General features: G+C 40.7%; 24 protein-coding genes and 1 tRNA gene. 14 read left to right on the forward strand and 11 right to left on the reverse strand.

The window, feature by feature from the left end:
- The first annotated feature begins 42 nt into the window (after positions 1-42).
- Together dnaB and alr are read left to right on the forward strand one after the other, a co-directional pair.
- Entirely contained in the window at positions 43-1422 is a 1380-nt protein-coding gene (gene dnaB / locus AAEU30_RS13830) for a replicative DNA helicase (protein WP_421960988.1), read from the forward strand.
- The gene (gene alr, locus AAEU30_RS13835) at positions 1422-2501 is read left to right on the forward strand and encodes an alanine racemase (protein WP_421960989.1); all 1080 of its coding nucleotides are present in this window, start codon (positions 1422-1424) and stop codon (positions 2499-2501) included. The genes dnaB and alr overlap by 1 nt, the downstream gene beginning before the upstream one ends.
- Positions 2502-2503: 2 nt before the next feature.
- Here alr and AAEU30_RS13840 read toward each other — a convergent pair whose 3' ends face one another.
- Positions 2504-2743, reverse strand: coding sequence for a DUF2960 domain-containing protein (locus AAEU30_RS13840; protein WP_087531146.1), 240 nt, complete (start codon positions 2741-2743; stop codon positions 2504-2506).
- A gap of 132 nt (positions 2744-2875) precedes the next feature.
- Between AAEU30_RS13840 and AAEU30_RS13845 the strand changes: the two genes are divergently transcribed.
- From AAEU30_RS13845 to AAEU30_RS13855, 3 genes are read left to right on the forward strand one after another with little or no spacing between them, the layout of a single operon-like run.
- On the forward strand, positions 2876-3127 hold the full coding sequence (locus tag AAEU30_RS13845; RefSeq protein ID WP_058560330.1) for a hypothetical protein: 252 nt from the start codon (positions 2876-2878) through the stop codon (positions 3125-3127).
- A gap of 25 nt (positions 3128-3152) precedes the next feature.
- A complete protein-coding gene (gene pnuC, locus AAEU30_RS13850; protein ID WP_421960990.1) occupies positions 3153-3776 on the forward strand; it encodes a nicotinamide riboside transporter PnuC in 624 nt (207 codons plus the stop codon).
- A gap of 8 nt (positions 3777-3784) precedes the next feature.
- Positions 3785-4576, forward strand: a complete 792-nt coding sequence (locus AAEU30_RS13855) for a phosphotransferase (RefSeq protein WP_421960991.1) — start codon at positions 3785-3787, stop codon at positions 4574-4576.
- A gap of 28 nt (positions 4577-4604) precedes the next feature.
- Here AAEU30_RS13855 and AAEU30_RS13860 read toward each other — a convergent pair whose 3' ends face one another.
- Positions 4605-4787, reverse strand: a complete 183-nt coding sequence (locus tag AAEU30_RS13860; RefSeq protein WP_421960992.1) for a helix-turn-helix domain-containing protein — start codon at positions 4785-4787, stop codon at positions 4605-4607.
- Positions 4788-5039: 252 nt separating this feature from the next.
- Between AAEU30_RS13860 and AAEU30_RS13865 the strand changes: the two genes are divergently transcribed.
- Positions 5040-5114, forward strand: a tRNA-Arg gene (locus tag AAEU30_RS13865).
- A gap of 67 nt (positions 5115-5181) precedes the next feature.
- Entirely contained in the window at positions 5182-5403 is a 222-nt protein-coding gene (locus tag AAEU30_RS13870; protein WP_421960993.1) for a Rho-binding antiterminator, read from the forward strand.
- Here the strand turns inward: AAEU30_RS13870 and zntB are convergent.
- Complete coding sequence (zntB, locus tag AAEU30_RS13875) at positions 5381-6352, reverse strand: zinc transporter ZntB (RefSeq protein ID WP_421960994.1); 972 nt, start codon at positions 6350-6352, stop codon at positions 5381-5383. The genes AAEU30_RS13870 and zntB overlap by 23 nt on opposite strands.
- Before the next feature lie 150 nt (positions 6353-6502).
- Between zntB and AAEU30_RS13880 the strand changes: the two genes are divergently transcribed.
- Genes AAEU30_RS13880 through AAEU30_RS13890 form a run of 3 tightly spaced genes read left to right on the forward strand, consistent with a single transcriptional unit; the run spans position 6503 to position 8892 of the window.
- Positions 6503-6931 carry an ATP-dependent zinc protease family protein gene (locus AAEU30_RS13880; RefSeq protein ID WP_421960995.1) on the forward strand — a complete coding sequence of 143 codons (429 nt, stop codon included), beginning with the start codon at positions 6503-6505 and terminating at the stop codon, positions 6929-6931.
- Positions 6932-6941: 10 nt separating this feature from the next.
- Positions 6942-7847: a 30S ribosomal protein S6--L-glutamate ligase gene (gene rimK, locus AAEU30_RS13885; RefSeq protein ID WP_421960996.1), complete on the forward strand. Its 906-nt coding sequence runs from the start codon at positions 6942-6944 to the stop codon at positions 7845-7847.
- Positions 7834-8892 (forward strand): succinylglutamate desuccinylase/aspartoacylase family protein, encoded by a 1059-nt coding sequence (locus AAEU30_RS13890; protein WP_421960997.1) that lies wholly within the window; start codon positions 7834-7836, stop codon positions 8890-8892. The genes rimK and AAEU30_RS13890 overlap by 14 nt, the downstream gene beginning before the upstream one ends.
- A gap of 49 nt (positions 8893-8941) precedes the next feature.
- Here the strand turns inward: AAEU30_RS13890 and AAEU30_RS13895 are convergent, their stop codons facing one another.
- From AAEU30_RS13895 to recQ, 4 genes are all read right to left on the reverse strand, one after another.
- Positions 8942-9484: a mechanosensitive ion channel domain-containing protein gene (locus AAEU30_RS13895; RefSeq protein WP_421961091.1), complete on the reverse strand. Its 543-nt coding sequence runs from the start codon at positions 9482-9484 to the stop codon at positions 8942-8944.
- A gap of 77 nt (positions 9485-9561) precedes the next feature.
- On the reverse strand, positions 9562-11265 hold the full coding sequence (locus tag AAEU30_RS13900; protein ID WP_421960998.1) for a POTRA domain-containing protein: 1704 nt from the start codon (positions 11263-11265) through the stop codon (positions 9562-9564).
- A gap of 59 nt (positions 11266-11324) precedes the next feature.
- Positions 11325-11621 carry a DUF3630 family protein gene (locus AAEU30_RS13905; RefSeq protein ID WP_421960999.1) on the reverse strand — a complete coding sequence of 99 codons (297 nt, stop codon included), beginning with the start codon at positions 11619-11621 and terminating at the stop codon, positions 11325-11327.
- Between the two features lie 15 nt (positions 11622-11636).
- Positions 11637-13460, reverse strand: a complete 1824-nt coding sequence (gene recQ / locus AAEU30_RS13910; protein ID WP_421961000.1) for a DNA helicase RecQ — start codon at positions 13458-13460, stop codon at positions 11637-11639.
- Between the two features lie 109 nt (positions 13461-13569).
- On the opposite strand from recQ, the gene AAEU30_RS13915 reads away from it, so the two are divergent.
- Positions 13570-14025, forward strand: a complete 456-nt coding sequence (locus AAEU30_RS13915; RefSeq protein ID WP_421961001.1) for a thioesterase family protein — start codon at positions 13570-13572, stop codon at positions 14023-14025.
- A 52-nt stretch (positions 14026-14077) separates the two neighbouring features.
- Complete coding sequence (gene rarD, locus AAEU30_RS13920) at positions 14078-15001, forward strand: EamA family transporter RarD (RefSeq protein ID WP_421961002.1); 924 nt, start codon at positions 14078-14080, stop codon at positions 14999-15001.
- On the opposite strand, the gene AAEU30_RS13925 is transcribed toward rarD, so the two are convergent.
- Both AAEU30_RS13925 and AAEU30_RS13930 read right to left on the reverse strand, forming a co-directional pair.
- Positions 14998-16233: a diguanylate cyclase gene (locus tag AAEU30_RS13925; RefSeq protein ID WP_421961003.1), complete on the reverse strand. Its 1236-nt coding sequence runs from the start codon at positions 16231-16233 to the stop codon at positions 14998-15000. The genes rarD and AAEU30_RS13925 overlap by 4 nt on opposite strands.
- 106 nt (positions 16234-16339) lie before the next feature.
- On the reverse strand, positions 16340-16714 hold the full coding sequence (locus tag AAEU30_RS13930) for a MaoP family protein (protein WP_421961004.1): 375 nt from the start codon (positions 16712-16714) through the stop codon (positions 16340-16342).
- Between the two features lie 91 nt (positions 16715-16805).
- On the opposite strand from AAEU30_RS13930, the gene AAEU30_RS13935 reads away from it, so the two are divergent.
- Both AAEU30_RS13935 and AAEU30_RS13940 read left to right on the forward strand, forming a co-directional pair.
- The gene (locus tag AAEU30_RS13935; protein WP_421961005.1) at positions 16806-17666 is read left to right on the forward strand and encodes a LysR family transcriptional regulator; all 861 of its coding nucleotides are present in this window, start codon (positions 16806-16808) and stop codon (positions 17664-17666) included.
- A gap of 167 nt (positions 17667-17833) precedes the next feature.
- Positions 17834-18751 (forward strand): porin, encoded by a 918-nt coding sequence (locus AAEU30_RS13940; protein ID WP_421961006.1) that lies wholly within the window; start codon positions 17834-17836, stop codon positions 18749-18751.
- A gap of 72 nt (positions 18752-18823) precedes the next feature.
- Here the strand turns inward: AAEU30_RS13940 and recG are convergent, their stop codons facing one another.
- Positions 18824-20905 (reverse strand): ATP-dependent DNA helicase RecG, encoded by a 2082-nt coding sequence (gene recG / locus AAEU30_RS13945; RefSeq protein ID WP_421961007.1) that lies wholly within the window; start codon positions 20903-20905, stop codon positions 18824-18826.
- A 60-nt stretch (positions 20906-20965) separates the two neighbouring features.
- Entirely contained in the window at positions 20966-21652 is a 687-nt protein-coding gene (trmH, locus tag AAEU30_RS13950) for a tRNA (guanosine(18)-2'-O)-methyltransferase TrmH (RefSeq protein ID WP_421961008.1), read from the reverse strand.
- Positions 21653-21657 lie beyond the last annotated feature (5 nt).

Here is a 21657-nt window from a genome sequence, read left to right on the forward strand (position 1 = left end):
AGTCGATAGAATAGGGCTATTCACTGTTAGTATTGCGAAGTTATGGCTAAACCAGATAAACAAGTCGACACCCTTAAAGTTCCTCCCCATTCCATTGAAGCTGAGCAATCTGTTTTAGGTGGCTTAATGCTTGATAATCAAGCCTTTGACCGTGTTGCTGAATTGGTCGTTTCGCAAGACTTTTATACCCGTACCCATAAGCTTATTTTTGAAGCCATGGTTGAGCTTGCAGAAATAGGCGATCCGATTGATTTAATCACGATTTCTGAAAGCTTAGAAAAAAAGAATACACTAAGTAATATTGGTGGTTTTGCCTATCTAGCTGAAATTGCGAAAAATACCCCAAGTGCTGCAAATATCGATGCGTATGCCAATATCGTTCGTGAACGCGCTGTTGTTCGTGAAATGATTGGTGTTGCCAACGAAATTGCAGAGGCTGGTTTTAATCCAGAAGGGCGAACAAGCCACGATTTGCTCGACTTTGCAGAAAGCAGAGTATTTAAAATTGCTGAGCAACGTACTAAAAGCACTGAAGGCCCGCAAAGCATTCATAACATACTTGAAAAAACCGTTGATAAAATCGAAGAGCTTTATCAATCACCGCAAGATGGTGTGACTGGGGTAAGTACTGGGTATGCTGATCTAGATAAAATGACAACTGGTTTGCAGCCATCGGATTTAATCATTGTTGCAGCGCGTCCATCGATGGGTAAAACTACGTTTGCGATGAACTTAGCCGAACACGCCGCAATGACGCAAGACAAGCCCGTGCTTATTTACTCACTAGAGATGCCCTCAGAACAAATTATGATGAGGATGCTGGCATCCCTTGGTCGTATTAATCAAACCAAAGTACGTACCGGTCAATTGGATGATGAAGATTGGGCACGTTTATCGTCAACCATGGGTTTGTTAATGGAAAAAGGCAAAATGTATGTCGATGATGCATCAGGCCTAACGCCAACCGATGTACGCTCTAGAGCACGTCGTATTGCCCGTGAGCACGGCGGTATTAGTATGATCATGGTCGATTACTTGCAGTTGATGCGAGTGCCTAGTTTATCGGATAACCGTACTTTAGAGATTGCTGAAATATCACGCTCACTTAAGTCTTTAGCTAAAGAGCTAAAATGCCCCGTTGTAGCACTTTCTCAGCTTAACCGTACCCTAGAGCAACGTGCTGACAAACGTCCAATCAACTCTGACTTACGTGAATCAGGCTCAATCGAGCAGGATGCCGATTTGATCATGTTTATATACCGTGACGAAGTTTATAACGAAGACAGTACAGAAAAAGGCATTGCTGAGATTATTATCGGTAAGCAACGTAACGGCCCAATCGGTAAAGTTCGGTTAACCTTCCAAGGGCAATTTTCGCGCTTTGATAATTACGCGGGCCCAGCCGTTGATGATGAATACTAATGCGTTTAGCTGTCGCTCAAATTAACTTAACTAACCTTGCGCATAACCTTACGCAAGTGAAGCATTTTGCGCCTAACAGTAAAGTGATGGCAGTATTAAAAGCCAATGCCTATGGCCATGGCTTAGTTAAAATAGCACAGTATTTAAATGATGCAGATGCCTTTGCCGTGGCAAGAATTGACGAAGCATTAGCACTACGCGCTGGTGGCCTTACAAAGCCTATTGTATTGTTAGAAGGTGTGTTTCATCCTGATGATTTACCCATTCTATTAGCCAATAACTTCCAAACAATAATTCACGATGAAAATCAGCTCATCGCACTTGAGCAAGCAAAACTTGACGCGCCAATTAGTTGCTGGTTAAAAATAAATACTGGCATGCATAGGTTAGGTATTGCGCCAGAGCAATTAGATGATTTTTATCAGCGCTTAAGCGTCACCCAAAACGCTAAGAATAGCATTAATTTAATGACTCACTTTTCATGTGCAGATGATATTAATGATAGCAAAACAGCTAAACAAATTGCTTTGTTTGATACGCTAGTTGCAGGCAAGCAACAAGCACATTGTTTAGCAAATTCAGCAGGTATAATCGCCTGGCCTAATGGGCATGGTGACTGGGTGCGCCCAGGTTTGATGATGTATGGCGTATCACCTATGCTAGGTGCAATAGGCAGTGATCATGGGTTAAAACCTGTCATGCGTTTAACCACCCGCGTTATTGCGATTCGAGATGTAGATGCGCAGCAATGTGTAGGCTATGGCGGGCGCTGGAAAAGTGACACGCCAACTAAACTTGCTGTAGTTGCAATGGGTTATGGCGATGGATATCCACGTCATGCAAAGCATGGTACCCCAGTTGTAATTGGCGATAAACGCTATGGCATTGCCGGTAATGTATCTATGGATATGATAAGCGTGGACATAGGTAACAATAGCGACAATATCAAAGTAGGTGACGAGGTCGTAATGTGGGGGCCAGAATTACCTGTTGAAGAGATAGCGCAATGTGCAACGACTATCCCTTATGAATTACTGTGTAACATTACCCCGCGGGTGAGCTACGAGTATCTCGATTAAGGCTATTCTTTAATAAAGTAGATATCAGCAAAACCCATTCGAGCAAACTCTTGATCGCGAAAGTTACGCACCGCTGCAGAACCTTTAGAGGTCATTTCAATTTGGCGTACCATATTTAAATAGTTGGTTAAATCGATGCCTTCTGCTGCTGCAATTGCTTGATACATATCTTGGTACTTATCTTTAGCAAAATTGATTTCACGAGGTTGGTTTTTAAAGGTGTACGTAATGCGTCGTGCCATAGGGTGCTCAAAAGGAAAACTAAATTAACCTGATTTTACACCTTCTTTGCCATCCTCTCTACCTTTGAATGACTTGTAAGCAACGCCGAGTTACAATAACGACACTATTTTTAGTGATGGGAACAATTAACAATGAAATTATCTGTAGAGATCAGTAAATACCCACTGCATCAGGATTACATTCCATTTATTAAAGGGTTTATCGACCGTTTAAATACGTATGATGATTTAAAAGTCATCACAAACACGTTATCAACCCAAATTTTTGGCGATTACGATTTAGTTATGTCGGTACTGAATACCGAAATAAAACGTTCATATGAAGAGTTTGGTAAAGCCATATTTGTATGTAAGTTTTTATCTGGCGATCTTTCTCCTGAATAACCATTAATACCTTAGTGAGCCAATAATGGACTTTATAAATCAAACTCTGGCTGGTTTTACTGCAATGTCGCATTGGGAATATATCGCGGTGGCGTTGTCTATGGCCTACCTATTGCTAGCTATCAAAGAAAACCTTTGGTGTTGGCCCGCGGCATTTTTTAGTACATTAATTTATACCATAATGTATTGGAACGGCGCTTTATTAATGGAGTCGTTATTGCACTTTTATTATATGTACATGGCCGTTTATGGTTGGCTAGTGTGGCGCAAGGGGGGAGCGAATAAACATGAGTTGGCAATCACCTCATGGCGGTTAAATCAGCACTTAGTTATTATTGCTGTTACTTCTCTTGTTGCCCTCATTCTTGGGTATATCATGACAACCTACACTCATGCAGACTTTGCCTATTTAGATAGCTTTACCACTTGCTTTGCCGTGGTGACGACGTATTTAGTGGCTAAAAAAGTGCTTGAGAATTGGTTATATTGGATAGTCATTGATGCTGCATCAATGTATTTATATTATGAAAAGGGCTATTATCCAACGCTAGCCTTGTTTGTGTTCTACACCATTATGGCAGCGTGGGGTTTTAAAACCTGGTACGAAGAGTACGAGCAAGACCAAGCTAAACCATTAGCGCAGTTGTAAGACCCATTATGACTTTGGATAAAATAAGCGCTATCTTTAGCGCTTTTAACCCACAGCTGAATATTCTAAGTAGTGAACGTTTACACAGTGGATTAAGTAATGACAATTTTTTAGTGCGCACAGGCAACTGCGCCTACTTACTGAAATGTTATCGCGATCATTGGCCACAGGTTGGGTTAGCCGCACAAGCAACATTTGCAACGCAGCAAGTTTGCCCCGCGCCAATGTGGACAGATAAAGCGAACAGGCTCGCTATTTTTGAATATATTGAGGGCGATATAGCACAAGGTAGTTACACCGCAAAGCTTATCAATAAGCTGGTACGTTTACATCAGCATACAGTGTCAACAGAGCCGATGGATATAAAATACGAGCTTGACTATTACCGTAACAGCGCACTTTACCAAAGCTATCAACAAACTGTTGAGGCATCGCTTGAGTATATTTACAGTCAACCTAGAGATGATGGTTTTTGTCACAATGACTTAGTCAAAGAAAATATTATCGCTAACTCATCGGGTATGTATTTAATCGACTTTGAGTATGCTAAAAGCAATGATGTTTACTTTGACTTAGCTGCACTAGTGGTTAGTTTTGAGTTAAACCTTAAGCAAAAAATGGCGTTACTTAACACTTACCAATGCTGTTTGTCTCAAGGGCACCCGTTTAACTTCTCAATAGAAAAACTGAAGCACTACCAAGTGGTGTTTTTAGTGTTGTGTATATGTTGGTACCACGAGCGTGGAGTGAAGGAAAAAGTTGAGATATTGGATAAGCAGCTGGCGTATTTAATTAAATAAACCAGCAGTGAAACAGTAAAGAGTTTAGCTATAAACCACCAAATCGTGCAGCTAGCTCTTTATACTTCGTTACTTCATCAGCGTCAAACTGTGGTTCACCATTGGCATCTTCTCCTTTAGCAATAAGTAAACTCTCTCTTGCTAGGCGTTTAACACGCTCCACTTTAACTCCTAAAAACTCTGCCACTTGCTCGGTTGACATTAAACTCATAGATTTACTTCCCCGTGCTTAGCCCTTTTATAAAAGAAGGCTTCATAACCTGAGATATGTTACAAAATGGTTATTATTTTTTGTTCAGTATTATTTAATAGCCGTTTTTTACCCGCTTGTGAAGTAAATTATTATATTTAGTCTAATTAATGAGCATATAAGCAACAGATGCTAGCATTTAGTTGAAGATGTCTTTATTATTGCCCGTGCTAAAGCATCGATATCGCGAGTCGGTGTGGCGGCAACAAATGTGCTCTCGTGGTGAAATGGATATCACGTGGCTCTCCGGAAGCTAAGTTGCAGGTTCGATTCCTGCCGAGAGCGCCATTTGCTTTTCTCATATATCATCCAATTTCCTTTGTTATACTTTAACTTTACTCTTTTGAGAACAATTATGGCTTATCAACCAATTGCGTGTGGTGATTACGATCAGTTTGAGCTTTTTTGTATACAGCAAGCTAAGGTCACAATTACAACAACTGACGATGAAACACTAACAGGTAAAGCGATTAATCTTGAAAACCATAAAGGGCTGGGAGAGTTTTTGTTGTTGGAATTGCCTCAAGGCGAACATAAAGTCCGCCTAGATAAAATTAAAGCCATTGTTTATTTTTAAAATAAACGCCAATACCGCCAGTAAGCACGATTAAAAATATTACAAATGCGCTAAACGCATACGGGTTATCAGTGCCCGGGATCCCTCCCACGTTAACGCCGAGCAGGCCTGTTAAAAAGCCTAGTGGTAAGAATAACGCGGCAACAACAGACATTACATACATACGCTGGTTAAGTTGCTCTGACACTTGATTGGTGATTGTTTGTTGAATTATTTGGGCACGTTCAATTGCACTGTCCAATTCTTCAAGGTATCTGACTAGTAAGTTAGTGGTTTCATTTAGTTTGGCTTTATCGGTTTCTTCTAGCCATGTAAAACGGTGAGTTGCAAGCGAGCTTAATGCTTCTTTTTGTGGGCGTATATAGCGTTTTAAAGCAATGGTTTGTCTACGCAGTTGTGATAAGCCTTGGTTATCAAAGGGTTTTGTAGGCTCGTCAATTTCACCTTCAAAAATATCTACAGTATCGTCGAGTTCATCAATTACACTTTGCATTCGAGACGTCAAATTTTGTGTTAAATGACACACAAGCTCAGAAATATTACATGGGCCATCGTTTTGCATTAATGAATCCAGCACATCTTGCACTGATAACAAGCGACGTTTACGAGTCGTGATCACAATGTCGTCATTAATAAATAGCCGTAGTGACACCATGTCTTCAGGGCTTTGTGCTGGGTTTAAGTTTACTCCTCGTAAAAATAACATCGAGCCTTTAGCTGCTTTACTTAGGCGCGGTCTAGTTTCATCGGCAATTAATGATTCTAATTCATAATCAGTCAAAAGCTTGCTGTTTCTTAGCCAGTCAACCGCTTGATCTTGAGAGTAATCTAAATGCAGCCAAAGTTTTCCTTGCTGCGGTTGCCAATTATCAAGAGTGCTACTAGTGTCTAGTGTGCGTGCACCGCCTTTGCCATCGAGTAGCACTGCGTGAAGTAAGCCGTTGAACATAGAAGATTTCCATTAATGCTTTATGGTGAATATAGTTGACTATAGTTAAGGTCAGGTCAATTAAAGTTTTTTATCGATAAGAGTAATTTATTTCGTTGGTGTTTATTTGGCAATCGCGTATAAGTCATTTTTTTATTAAAGGGCACATTTATGACGGCAAAAATAACAGTTGGTTGGCGTGAGTGGCTAAGTTTACCCGAACTTGGTATAGCTAAAATTAAAGCCAAAGTTGATACGGGCGCCCGTACGTCATGTATACATGCAATTAATATTGAAGAATTTGACCGCGAGGGTGAAAAATGGGTGAAATTTATAGCTCAGCCTTTGCAAAATGACGAGCATACCGAGGTGGTATGTGAAGCAAAAGTAAAAAAAATAAAGTATGTCACCAGCTCTAGTGGAGAGCGCCAATTACGTTACTTTATTGAAACCATGCTCCATGCAGGTAACAACAGCTGGCCTATTGAGGTGACGCTTACTCGTCGCTCAAATATGAAGTTTAGAATGTTACTAGGGCGTACAGCAATGGAAAATCGCATAGTCGTTGATCCGGCTTTATCTCATTTATTAGGTAGTTAAGGTTTTAACTATGAAAATTGGTATTTTATCTCGTAACAGAAATTTGTATTCAACGCGTCGTTTAATCGAGGCCGCAGAGCAACGTGGTCATGAAGTAAAGGTCATTGATGCATTGCGTTGTTATATGAATATTAACTCTGAGCAACCGGAGATCCATTATCGTGGCGAAAATTTAAAAGATTTTGATGCGATTGTTCCACGTATTGGCGCATCGGTTACATTTTATGGTTGTGCTGTTTTACGTCAGTTTGAAATGATGAATGTATTTCCGGTAAATGAATCTGTGGCTATTTCACGTTCTCGCGATAAATTGCGCTCATTACAGTTATTATCACGTAAAGGCGTTGGCATGCCGGTAACAGGGTTTGCTAGTAAGCCTGATGACGTAAAAGACTTACTTGAGATGGTGGGTGGTGCGCCAGTGGTGATCAAGTTATTAGAAGGCACACAAGGCATTGGTGTTGTATTGGCCGAAACGCGTAAAGCTGCCGAGAGTGTGATTGAAGCATTTATGGGCTTAAAAGCGAATATCATGGTGCAAGAATACATTAAAGAAGCCGGTGGCGCGGATATTCGTTGCTTTGTATTAGGTGACAAAGTTATTGCTGCAATGAAGCGTCAAGCGCAAGAGGGGGAGTTTCGTTCAAACTTACACCGTGGTGGTAGCGCGACTTTGGTTCGTATCTCGCCTGAAGAGCGTAAAACTGCGGTCGCGGCTGCGAAAGCTATGGGGCTAAATGTCGCAGGGGTTGATTTACTGCGCTCATATCGTGGCCCGTTAGTGATGGAGGTAAACTCATCTCCTGGCCTTGAAGGCATTGAAGTTGCCACAGGTAAAGACATTGCAGGCATGGTGATCGACTTTATTGAAAAAGCAGCAGTAACAAAAGGGACCGCAACACGTGGCAAAGGTTAATATAAATAGTGCGTTTTCTTTATTAGGTGAAACAGTAGGGGTGGGGGAGCGAAAAACGCTAGCACTTGAGGCCGCAAAGCTTTATACCCACTCTCCGTTAAATATCCCTATTGAAGTGGTTAACGGGGTGCAAGAAGGCCCTGTGCTGATGGTGTGCGCTGCTATCCATGGTGATGAGCTCAATGGTGTTGAAGTTGTGCGCCAGCTGCTTGCTAAAATAGATGCCAGCCAATTGCGTGGTACTTTGATTGCTGTGCCTATTGTTAATGTTTTTGGGTTTATTCATAAATCTCGTTACTTGCCTGATCGTCGTGATATGAACCGTAGTTTTCCAGGTTCTATACGTGGCTCATTAGCGGGTCGCATGGCGCATATGTTTTTCTCGCAAGTGGCAGTCCACTGCACCCATATTATTGATTTACATACTGGCGCTATACACAGAACTAATTTGCCGCAAATAAGGGCAAACTTAAGCGACGAAGCGACGGCTGAAATGGCAAAAGCATTTGGTACGCCAGCGGTAATTGACGCTTCACTGCGTAATGGTTCTTTACGTAGTGAAGCGGCTAATTTAGGTATTCCAGTTATTACCTATGAAGCGGGTGAAGCGCTTAGGTTTGACCCCATTGCCATTGCAGCAGGTATGCAAGGGGTCGATTATGTGATGCGCCACTTGAAAATGATTCGAGGTAAACGCGCTAAAAAGCTACCAGAGCCGATTATCGCAAGTTCAACCAGTTGGGTGCGCGCTGAAGTTGATGGGATTGTTCGTGCGCAAGTATCGCTAGGAGAAAGAGTCACTAAAGGACAGATCTTAGCTTATATAAGCAGCCCTTTGGGGGATGCTGAGCTTGAGTTATTAGCGCCCAGAAGTGGTATTGTTATTGGTCAGCAAACTATGCCACTGGTTAATGAAGGCGATGCTGTGTTTCATATTGCTTACTTTGCTCATGCGAATAGCTTAGTGGAACAACAGCTCGAAACCTTTATTGATGGCATTAATGATTTAGACGATGAACTCAAAACAGCAGATTTAAATAATTAATTAAATCTGCTGTAATAAGGCGCTTGTTGGGTGACTGACAAGCGCCTTTTTAGTTAGGTTTTTTAGGGCCTAAGATTCTTTTTATTGCAGCGGGCTTCGTCGGTTTGGGCTCTTTGTTCAAAACCATAACAGGGCGCGTTACAAATAGGTTATTAGGGTAAATAACACGATGGCCATCAATATGTTCTAACACAACATTCATCAAGCCCATTTCAACAATACGGCCTTCAACAAAGTTAGCTCCATCAATGACTCGTACCCAGTAACCAACCCGGCAGTCGTTTTGTATAAACATCAATAAAAACGAGGTTAAGTTACTCAGCAGTGACCATGCGGCAAATAAAGCGACGCCGAGCATAGCAAAAAGAGATGAGCCTAGAACAAGTAAGCCACGTAGTTCAATGCCCCAAAATACTAATACTAAGCATATCATCACAATCGCGAGGATAATTTTTAGCAGTAGCTCTGCGCGATATTTTCGGTGAATATCGACTTTACCTTTGATGGTTTTTTCGAGTAATTTTTTGGTGAATTTTAACAGTAAAGGGAAGGTTAATAAGGCAACGAAGGTTACTACCCATTTATATTGCATACTAAGAATATCAAGTAATTCCACAGTTTATCCAAATCAGTTGCACAGTTTAGTTATTTTAGCCTTTCTAGCAGCCTTTAAAAGGAGTTTTTAACAGTTACCAACCATTGCACAGAATCAACATCATCACTTCTATCAATCGGAGCTGCGATATCTAAGTGGATCACTGTGCCTGCATTTGCACGGCTCGGCGCAAGCCTGAGACCCAAGCCTACATTTTTTAAAACTTGTCCGTTGGCGCCATTGTGTTTATCGTCGAACCATGCGCGTCCAATATCAACAAAGGCAGCACCACCGACCTTAAATAATTGCAATAAGTCGTATTCCCAGTAATAACGTTTTTCCAAGTTGATTAAAAAGCTTCGATCACCTTGCTGGTAATTAAGAGGGTAACCACGTAGGCCGTTATCACCACCTAAATTAAGCTGTTTATCGTGTGTGAGGTTCTTTGCGTAATCAAGACGTATTTTAGCGTACCAAGATTGCTCAAAACTGGTATTTAAATAATATTGCACTTGGCTGGTGGCAAACAGGTTTTCGACTTCGCTTTGTTGTTCGTTCCAGTAACCATCCAGGCTGGCATAAAAACGCCATAGGGTGTTGTCACCACTAAAGTGAGCTTTTTTAGCATTAAATGAATACACAGCACGGCTATCGTCGTCGCTTATTTCTTCGCTAGAGTAACCAATTAAACCTTTTACATTCCAGCCGAGGTTTAAATCTTCAGTGCGGTAAATGCTGTCAAAATTGCGCACTTTAATGAAATGATCTTCAAACCAATGACCGCGAACATAGGGATAACTCAAATCTCGGCTTTCGGCCAATGGTGTATGAGTCGCTGGTATAGCATTAAATGAGTGTTCTTCAAAAATGTAGCCAACACTCAAACGCTGCGTCCAACTATTACCTAATTGCTTTGAGTGGCCAAAATGTAATTGGTTGTAATTGGTTTTTTGTTCAAACTCACTATACACTTCACCACGTTTGTAAAGTGACTCAAGACGCTGATCTGAATAGCTAATAAGGCCATAACTATAAGGAGTATCGATTGAGTAAAATGGGTAGGTCAATTCTAATAAATGGCGTTTACCATCGTCGTTATCTGAATACTCTACACGACCACGGTAGCGACTAGAAAGTATATTAGGGTCATCATACACAAACAAATAGCCATCGCGGTCAGCATCACTAGTGCGAGAGATAGATAAGCGTTTACCCCACCCAAATAAATTAGATTCACGAAAACCAATACTGGATTTATTTTCTCCACCAGTTCGACTGAAGCTTATTTCTGGTAATAGAGTCCATAAATCACGGGTTTCAACGTTAACATCTATATTGCCATCACAGTTAAGCTCAGCACTAATATCTGCATCGTATAAGTAGTTTTGCTTGCGTAAAAGGCGCTCGGATTCTGAAAGTTTTTTGGGTTGGTATTCGTCACCTGGTTCAAAGAGTAAAATATTTTTTATTACGTCAGGCTCTGTCGTCATATGGACGCGGTTGGCGAATCTAAACAGCGCGTTGTTTTCTGCTTCTAATTGGGTATTGAATACGTTGAGCTGATCTAAATTGATATTTGCTATTTTAGCACTCGCTGTTTTTTTTGGGAGTCGCTCATCGCCTTCTAGTTGGCGGCGCAAATTTTGCTCTGCAGGGGTAATAGTTCGTTGGTTACTACATCCGCTACTTTCGATAGAATCAGCCTTTATTAGAGGGCTAAATATAACCATGCTACAGTAGCTAAGCAGTAATGTTTTCCGATACCTATTTACGACCATTTAATTCCCTCATTTAGTGTTATCTACTAAACACTATGTGGTCGCTAATGTCTAGTTGATTATTGCATCTGAGTTATTAAATAATGTGTTAGAGCCGCAAGTAAATGCTCAGCTTCAACGCCCTCACCATTGATCCACACACTATTACTATAATGTTCAAAGTTCAAATTGAAGTTTTGATGTTCATAGTTAAAACGCAACTGATGGCGATCTGCACCGGCTTCAAATTCAGCTATTTTGATCTGTGGCATATGTAATAATAAATGTGCCCAAAGCTCAAAATCATCGTCATTTGGCATTTGACTAGGGGTGACAATAATAGCGTTATGCTGATTATCTAATTGAAAGTCGGTCATTGTGTTTCTCGTTATTTATGGCTGTGCGAGGTAGTTTCGAATAGCTGTTAAAAATGGGCTGCCGTATTTATTAAGTTTGGTAAAGCCAACACCTGACACTTTTAAAAACTCGCTATCGTTAGTCGGCATTAGCTGTGCCATTTCTGCCAGTGTTTTATCGTTAAATACCACATAAGGTGGTACATCATCGTCATCAGCAAGTTGCTTACGCAAGGCTCGAAGTTTAGCAAATAGTTTTTTATCGTAATTAAATTGCGCGAGTTTATCTTGGTAAACATGTTTAGCTTGCAGGCGCGGTTCAGCCATTTGCAAAGCGTATTCACCTTTTAAAACCGCACGAGCGCCTTCGGTCAAACGCAGCGCTGAGCCTTGGGTGATATCTTGGCTTAATAAGCCTTGGTGTATCAATTGGCGCAAAATACTGAGCCAAAATTCGCTACTTCGCTCTTTACCTATACCATAAGTACTGAGCTGGTGATGATTGTTATCACGAATTCTACTCGTATTGGCACCACGCAATAGTTCTACTATATATCCCAAGCCAAAGCGCTGTTCAGCACGGTAAACACAAGAAAGTGCTTGTTGAGCCACGAGCGTACCATCAAAAGTTTTTGGCGGGTTTATACATATGTCGCAGTTGCCACATTGCTCGCGCTGATATTCACTAAAGTAATTTAATAAAATTTGTCGTCTACAAGTTGGGGCTTCGGCAAAGCTTGCCATCGCATTGAAACGTTGCTCTTCAACTCGTCTACGTTGCTCATCTTCAATATCTTCAAAAAATCGCCTAACTCGACCAATATCAGCAGGGTCGAAGTACATAATGGCTTCTGCAGCGAGTCCATCACGGCCAGCTCGACCAGTTTCTTGGTAGTAGGCTTCAATACTTTTTGGAATGTCGTAATGCAATACAAAACGTACATTGGGCTTGTTAATACCCATACCAAAGGCAACGGTTGCAACCACTATTTGAATGTCATCACGGGCAAAGCCTGTTTGTACAAATTGACGTTGCTCGTTACTCATGCCTGCGTGGTAAGCGGCGGCATTTAAGCCTGCGTCAGCCAGTTTTTCGGCAATATCGTCAACTCGTTTACGACTCGTGCAATAGATAATTCCGCTTTGATTTTGTTGTTCTTTTAAATAGCGAAGAAGCTGTGTTAGAGGTTTGAATTTTTCTTCTATGGTGTAACGAATGTTTGGCCGGTCAAAGCTGCCTGTATGAATATATGGGTTTTGCAGACCTAATTGTTGAACTATATCAAAACGAGTTGCTTTATCGGCGGTTGCGGTCAGTGCCATCATTGGTACTGCAGGAAAGTGCTGTTTTAGTTCACTTAGACGGCAGTAATGAGGTCTAAAATCATGGCCCCAGTGCGATACACAATGTGCTTCGTCGATTGCAAATAAACTGATATTCAAGTGATTAAGGCGTTCTAAGAACTCTCTTTGCAGAACTTTTTCAGGGGCAACATATAACAGCTTGATTACACCATTGTGTAATTGCTGATAGATTTGCTGTTGTTCGTCTCGATTAAGGCTGTTATTGACGTAGGCAGCTTTAACTCCAAGAGCTTGCAACTGTGCAACCTGGTCTTGCATCAAAGAAATTAATGGCGAAATAACGACTGTTAAACCATCGAAAGCTAGCGCAGGAACTTGATAGCACACAGATTTCCCGCCACCAGTAGGTAGCAGTACAAGAGAGTCTTGGCCGTTCAGAGCTGCATTAATTACTGCTTCTTGGCCATCACGAAATTCACTATAACCAAATACTTGTTTAAGTATGGCTGCTGGAGTGCGTACTATAGTGCTTGGAGTTGGGGTCTGTGTATTCATCGCAGCTATTTTAGAGCTTTTAGGCGACCTTGCATAGGTGCTTTTTATCGCACTTTTCTTTTAGTTGTGCTTTACTCATCTTACCAGTTATGAAAGACAGACAATAATAATGAATAAAACAATGTTAATTAGCCAGGTGGCAAACGTATTTGTAGAAAAAATGCCGTTTAATCAGTTTTTACAAATCAGTGTGAAATCACTTGATTCTGAGCAAGCACAAATTACGTTCCCATGGCAGGATGTTTTTATTGGCAACCCTACTCAAAAAATACTTCATGGAGGGGTTATTTCTGCTGTGCTTGATAATGTCGGCGGCATGCTTGCCGCGGCTTCTATTATTGATAAGCTAGAAGAAATTGATGTGTTAAGTATTCAAAAGAAGTTGGCCACTTTAGGCACGATTGATCTGCGAACTGACTATTTACGCCCAGGTAAAGGACTTGAATTTACAGCCAGTGCCAAGCTTATTCGTTCGGGTAATAAGGTATGTGTGTGTAGAATGGAACTGCATAATGAGCAGGGGGTGCAAATAGCATTCGGCACTGGGACTTATTTAGTTGGATAAAACCCTATTCGGGGAGTAAACTAGCCGCCTTTTCCATGTTTAGAATATTTTTATGCCAACTAACCCTGAACAACGTAAAGGCGTTATTTTAGCCTGCTTAGCCTTTTTTATGTGGGGCCTTGCGCCTATCTATTTTAAGCTATTACAGCATATATCAGCATTTGAAATACTCATGCACCGTGTTGTATGGTCCGTTTTATTTATTATTGTAATTGTCTCAGTGATGAGGCAGTGGCATAAAATTAAACATGTGATAAAGCAACCTAGGTTATTATTAATGCTTGCTTTAACGGCAACCCTCTTAGGCTTTAATTGGGGCTTATTTATTTGGGCTGTGAATAACGATCATATGCTTGATGCAAGCTTAGGCTATTACATAAACCCATTATTAAATGTATTACTTGGCATGGTGTTTTTAGGGGAGAAGCTACGTAAGTGGCAAGGGCTCGCGGTGGCTTTGGCATTGAGTGGTGTGGCAATACAGTTGATCAGTTTTGGCTCTTTTCCTGTTGTTGCATTTTCATTGGCGGGTTCGTTTGCTATTTACGGGTTATTACGCAAAAAGCTGCCAATAGAATCTTTGCCAGGCTTATTACTCGAAGCGGTAATTTTATTACCAGTTGCTCTTGCTTATTGGGGCTTTATGACACCCTCTACAAGCTCTAACTTAACGTTAAATGAGTGGCATACTAATTTATTGTTGATTAGCGCGGGTGTTATTACTACATTACCGCTGCTTTGTTTCACGGGAGCGGCTAAGCGTTTACAGTACACAACTTTAGGCTTCTTCCAATATATTGGGCCAAGTTTAATGTTTATCTTGGCAGTGATGTTTTATGGGGAAGTCTTTAGCAGTGAAAGAGTCGTGACATTTGCGTGTATCTGGAGTGCTTTAGCTATTTTTAGTTGGGATTCATACCGACAATCAAAAAAACGTAAGCGTGAAAATAATCCTATGCCAACCAAACCAGTTTAAGCAACGACTTTATTACGACCGGTTTCTTTGGCTTCATACAATTTTATATCGGCCTGTTTTAATAATTCGTCAATTTGATACACCGGCTCTTGAGCAAAACCGCCAGAGATAGTGAATTTAATTTTCTCTTTGCTAAACTCGGGGCTGTGTAATTCAATAAAGCTACGGAACGTTTCTAATTGTTTCATTGCATTATCTTTATTAGTATCGGCAAAGTAAATAGCAAACTCTTCACCACCTAATCGAGCAACCAAGTGTTGCTCAAAGTGCTTTGCAAAGCAAATTGATAACCCTTTTAGGACCTCATCGCCGGTATCGTGGCCGTAGGTGTCATTGATTGCTTTAAAATGATCGATATCAATCATGGCCATAGCAGAGGTTGATTGCTGTTTTTTTAGTTGCTTTAGCGATTTACTTGCTTCTTCAAAAAAGTACCGCCTATTAGGGAGTTTAGTTAAATAATCGGTATTTGCTTGTAGCCGAATAGTGTTTATTTGCTCAAGCATGTCAACGTTTTGGCTTAAACGGCAATAAAACTCTTCATTATTAAATGGTTTTCGTAGATAGTCGTTTGCTCCGCCTTTCAAAAAGCGAGCTGATAGATAGGGTGCATCTGAACCTGAAATGCCAATAATTGCTTTTTCATCATTACTATAAAGCCTGCGAATCTCGCTACATAATTCATCGCCATTCATTTTAGGCATTTCATTATCGGTAATAATAACGGCTATATCGGGTGTTGCTTCAAGCATCGTAAGTGCTTCGATACCGTTATTTGCTTGGAGAATTTGGTATTTGTGTCGTCTTAAAAGCTCACAGATGTGTAAGCGGGTAGCAACTGAATCATCAACCACGAGTACTTTAACATTTTCATTGCGTGGTAGGCGTTGTAACTGTTTTTCTAAATAATGGTAAGCTTGTTTATTTTCTTTGGTGATGTAATCAATGATGGGGTACTTTTCAACGGTGTCTCGTGTGGTTGAGTCTATATTACCTGTCATCACAATGGTGGGTATATCTGCTCCCACAGTACATGGCACGGCCTCACCATTAGGCGCGTCAGGCAAAATAAAGTCCACCACTGCGCAATAGTAGTTATTTTTACTTATTAAGTCCTGTGCGTCTGCCAGAGAGCCCGCTATGTCGGCATCATAGCCAATCTTCATGGCGATATGTTGTTGAACACGGGCGATGGTTGGCGTATCTTCAATAATGAGTATCTTTCGTGTCACGCAACACCTTGTTTACTAACTTGTATAAGAAAAATATCTTATACAAGTTGTAACTGGTAATGCGCAAAAAAGCAAATTACATTATGTGTAAATCACTTATTTTGATTCATATCCCATCTGACTCTGCATAATAATCTCGGTTTTGTGGTACAGGCCCCGACATTTTCGAGCGACCAAATAAAGTATGAAACTTGGTTTTACAGGTTGTTAATTTTAGATACTTTAGCCATGCTCTTTCTATGGCATTATGTGGTTCTAAGTTTCCATTTATCACTGCGATAAATTGTTTTTGAATTTCGTTTTGAGGTTCCAAGGTTTTATTGTATAAACCTTTTAGCACAACACCGTGTTGCTCAAGAATACTGGCTTCAAGTAAAGTGAAGTTACCACTGCGGCTAAAGCCTCGTGGAAAGTTTTGGTCATCATAAAACTGGCGTTGGCTTACGAACGCTTGGCGAAGTAGTGAAATATCATTGCTCATGGCTGTTTCCTCATGCCCTATTTTCATGCTGGAGTATGGATCAAGTTGCGCAATTTATTAAACAAAAAATTTTTATCGTGAGGATAAATAATTGGATATAGATTTATTAAAAACGTTTGTAGAAGTTGTGCGCACTCGCCATTTTGGTAAAGCGGCTGAAAACTTATACATAACTCAATCTGCGGTAAGCTTTAGGATACGTCAATTGGAGCAGGGGCTTGGAGTGAACCTGTTTATTCGCCAGCGCAATAATATTCAATTGACGGCTCCCGGTGAGCGTTTATTGCCTCATGCGCAAATGATTATAACCGGTATGCAAAGAGCAAAGGTTGATGTAGCGCTTGCAGATAATATGCATAAACAAGTTAGTTTAGCTGGGACTCCCAATATATGGGATGCATTTTTACAATTTGGTATCACTAATATTGTTTCAGCTATGCCTGGAGTTTCGTTAGTAGCAGAGGTTAAAGCACAACAAGAGAGTACTCGGCTGTTATTAGAGCGTACGCTCGATTTGGCCATTCTATTTGACCCACCAAAAGTGGATGAGTTGGTGGTTGAGCGAATATGCGAGTTGCCGATTATTCCAGTGAGTGCGTATGAAGTAGCAGCAAACGAAAATTTTTTTGATAACCAATATGTTTATGTTGACTGGGGTACGTCGTTTTCACTTTGGCATGCGCGTCAGTTTACTGGACGAACTCCTCCTTATTTTAGAACCAGTACAGGGCGAATTGCGTTAGATTTAATTTTGCAATGTGGTGGGAGTGCGTTTATACCTGAGGTATTAGTTAAAAGTCATATAGAACAAGGTGAATTATTTGAGGTTCCTGATGTTGAACATACATCGCGTGATATTTTTGTTGCTTACCATAAAGATAATGAGCAAAAACAGTTGCTTGAAAAGCTTGTGAATTTATTAGTTGATTTGGCGCCACGAATTGGTAGTTAAAATACATAAGTAACATGACTGTTTCATGTCTTTTGTATTTCATTTTTCGGTGTTTTTTATTAATAAAATAAGTCATAAATATTTCTGTTGTAATATTACTGTCATCTAAATTGGGCAAACTGCAGCTGTTTTACAAATTAGCCAGTTGCGTTTATTGAGGAATTATTATGAAATTTGCCAAGTCTAGCCTTTTACTAGCAGTGCTAAGCGGTATGTCTTGTTCTGCATTTGCTGATGTAGATGTGTATGGTAAAGCAAATGTAACAGTTCAATCTTCTGATGAAGGTGAAGGGTCGTTTACTGAGGTTAAGAGTAATGCATCTCGTATCGGGTTCAAAGGCTCAGAAAAGCTGCATGAAGGTTTAGAGGCTGTTTATAAGTTTGAATTTCAGGTCAATGTATCAGATGACTCAAAAGATACTTTCACTTCTCGTAATCAATATGTTGGTTTGCAAGGCGGCTTTGGACAACTTGTAATTGGTCGCAATGATACAGCTTTAAAGCAATCTCAAGGGAAGTTGGACTTATTTAACGATCTTGAAGGTGATATAAAGAATCTATTTAAAGGTGATAACCGCTTAAGCGATACGGTTACTTATTCTTCGAATGACTTTAATGGTTTAAAAGTACTTGCAACTTATGTTGCCGAAAAAAGCAGTGAAGGAGAGAATGGTTATTCATTAGCTCTTACATATGGAGATTCGGGTCTTAAAAAAAGCAAACTTTATGCATCTATTGCAGCTGATAGCGAAGTAAATGGATATGATGTCATCCGTGCAAGTCTTCAAGGTAAAGTGGCTGATATTAAATTAGGCGCTATGTATCAAAAACAAGAAAAAGTTGATGGGACTGGTGAAGCTGATGGCTATTTAGTCAATGCGGCATATGCTTTGAATAGCAATACGTTCAAATTACAGTATCAAACGATTGATTTTAAAGATGGTGATAATAACTCTGCGATCTCAGTAGGTGTTGATCATAAGTTTACAAAGAATATTAAGTTGTTTGGCTTTTATTCAACCTATGATTTAGAGAGTGATGTGGATCAAGACTATATCGCGTTAGGTATGGAATATAAGTTTTAAGATTCTATATTAATTATTAAGGCCCCATTGCTATCGCTTAGGGCCTTGTAGTATCTTTGTATATTTAATGCTTTAAGCTTTTGCGTAAGCCGATTTACCAGCAAGCCAGCGTTGGATGAGTTTTTCTACTTGTTCTGGGTATTGGCTAAGCATTTGCATTGCGATAGGTCTTACTTGATTGAGAATGTGTTTATCACGACTTAAATCAGCGATTTTAAATTCAGCTAACCCTGTTTGCTTTGTGCCAAGCACCTCCCCAGGGCCACGTATTTCTAGATCACGCTCAGCAATAACAAACCCATCATTACTGTCTCTTAACACACCTAAGCGTTTTTGTGCTGTCACAGATAGTGGCGCGTGGTAAAGTAGTACACAGTGAGAAGCAACAGCACCACGGCCAACGCGTCCGCGTAATTGGTGTAACTGTGCAAGTCCCAGTCGCTCAGGATTTTCAATAATGATTAAACTGGCATTTGGTACATCTACGCCTACCTCTATGACTGTTGTTGCCACTAATACGTGAATGTTGCCTGCTTTAAATTCCCCCATTACGGCTTGCTTTTCTGCGGGTTTCATTCGCCCATGAACAAGACCTACTTTTAGCTCAGGAAGGGCTTGGGTTAACTGTAATGCACTGTCTTGGGCTGCTTGGCATTGCAGTACTTCTGATTCATCAATTAAAGTACAAACCCAATAAACCTGCCTACCTTGTTCACTACAAGCTGTTCTTACTCGGTTAATAATTTCATCACGGCGTGTATCAGGTATTGCCACCGTCGTAATTGGTGTGCGCCCAGGTGGTAATTCGTCTATCACCGATGTTTCTAAATCTGCGTAGGCTGTCATCGCAAGTGTTCGAGGGATAGGGGTTGCTGTCATTACTAACTGATGCGGGTAGCAGTCGCCAAAACGACCCTTTTCACGTAGTGATAATCGTTGATGAACACCAAATCTGTGTTGCTCATCAATAATAATAAGAACGAGGTTATTAAACTCTACTTGTTCTTGAAATAACGCATGCGTCCCTACAATCATTTGCGCTTCACCTGAAGCGATTTTTTCTAGTGTTGTACTACGCTCTTTCCCTTTGGTTTTACCACCAAGCCAAGCAGTTGTTATGCCTAAATCTGTAAACCACTGAGTAAAGGTAATACCATGTTGTTCTGAGAGGATTTCTGTAGGGGCCATTAATGCAACCTGATAGCCTTGTGCAATTGCTGTAAGTGCACTTAATGCTGCTACCAAGGTTTTACCAGAGCCTACATCACCTTGAACCAAACGCATCATTGGATAAGCATGTTGTAAGTCGGCTTTAATCTCGTTCACCACGCGACTTTGCGCGTTAGTCGGAGCAAAGGGGAGCTGAGCAAGAAAGTTTTTCTCAAGTTGCTGGCTAGCACTAAGCGCGACGGCTTTTACTTGCTGACCTTGTTGGCGCAACTTTAATAAGCTTAAGTTTTGTGCCAATAGCTCTTCGAATACCAGCCTTTGTTGAGCTGGGTGAGTACCAAGCTCTAATGCGGTAACATCTACATCATTGCTAGGGCGGTGAAGTAGATGTAAGGCCTGTGTTAGTCCTATTCCTGCATGTTGAAACTGCTCGGGTAATAACTCTTCAATGTGATATTTCTCTAATAATGTAATGGCTTGATCACTCAAAGCGCGGATAGAGAGTTGTTTTAAACCTTCGGTTGTTGAGTATACAGGTGTTAATGTTGTTGCTGTAGGTTGCTCAGAGGGGGTGTCGCTAATACTGTACTCTGGATGAGTCATTTCAAAGCCAACACGCCCGCGGCGAATTTCACCAAAACAACGAATGACTTTCCCCCCGCTCATGGCATTTTTTTGTGCAGCACTAAAATTAAAAAATCGTAGTGTTAACCTACCAGTGCCATCGTTTACTTGGCACACCAGCATTCGGCGCTTACCAAAAGTTATTTGACTGGTTTCGATGGTGGCTTCAATACTGACATGGCTGTGAGGTTGTAGCTCATTGATGGCATATATTCGAGTGCGATCTTCATATCGTAACGGCAAATGAAAGAGCATATCTTGTACTGTAATAATACCTAACTTCTTTAGGCGCTCAGCCATTTTTGGCCCAACACCTTTGAGCTCGGTAATTGGGTAATGGCTTAAATCAGGTTTTGACAAAATAGGCTCAACACTTTCATTTTTAGATATTTTTGAGTTTACGTGCGAACAAGCAAGGCATCAAGCATGTTTTAGTGTATGCCAAAAAGCTTCATCTGCGATGATCTCGCCATTGTCATCCAGTGCAGGGTAAGGTAAAGATTTTTCTTTGCACTTTTGTGCAATAATTGGATGGCAGCCTTCAAATAGCATCGTATGCTTTATGCTACTTTGCAGCATATCACGGTTGTATAAGCCCGCCTTTAAGCGCTGGTGTTGTGCTTCGAATAAAATCAGTGCGGCAGCCACAGATACATTTAATGATTGTGCCATTCCTTGCATTGGAATAATGATATTTTTATCGGCGTGGGCCAGTGCGGTTGGCGAAATCCCGGTTTTTTCTTGGCCTACAATAATTGCGGTGGGCTTTGTGTAATCAATATCACGATAATCAATTGCATCTGGGCTCAAGTGTGTTGCAAGTATTTGTACGTTTGGGTTGTGGCTACGCATTGTACTGACTGCATCATCTATATTTTTATGAAGATGTGTATCAATCCAGTTCTTGCTTCCTCCAGAGGTATTATTGGTAAGCCACTTTTGATTCTCAGGCCAGACTGCATGCACATGGTGACAGCCCACTGCATCAGCGCTTCTTACTATGGCTGATAAATTATGGTGCTTATGCACATCTTCTAAGCATACAGTTAAATCTGTTTGGCGACGATCCAATACACTTTTAACTCGATGAAAACGTGTGTTTTCCATTCTTT

The sequence above is a fragment of the Pseudoalteromonas mucoides genome (assembly GCF_049257175.1).
In the GTDB taxonomy this organism is placed as follows: domain Bacteria; phylum Pseudomonadota; class Gammaproteobacteria; order Enterobacterales; family Alteromonadaceae; genus Pseudoalteromonas.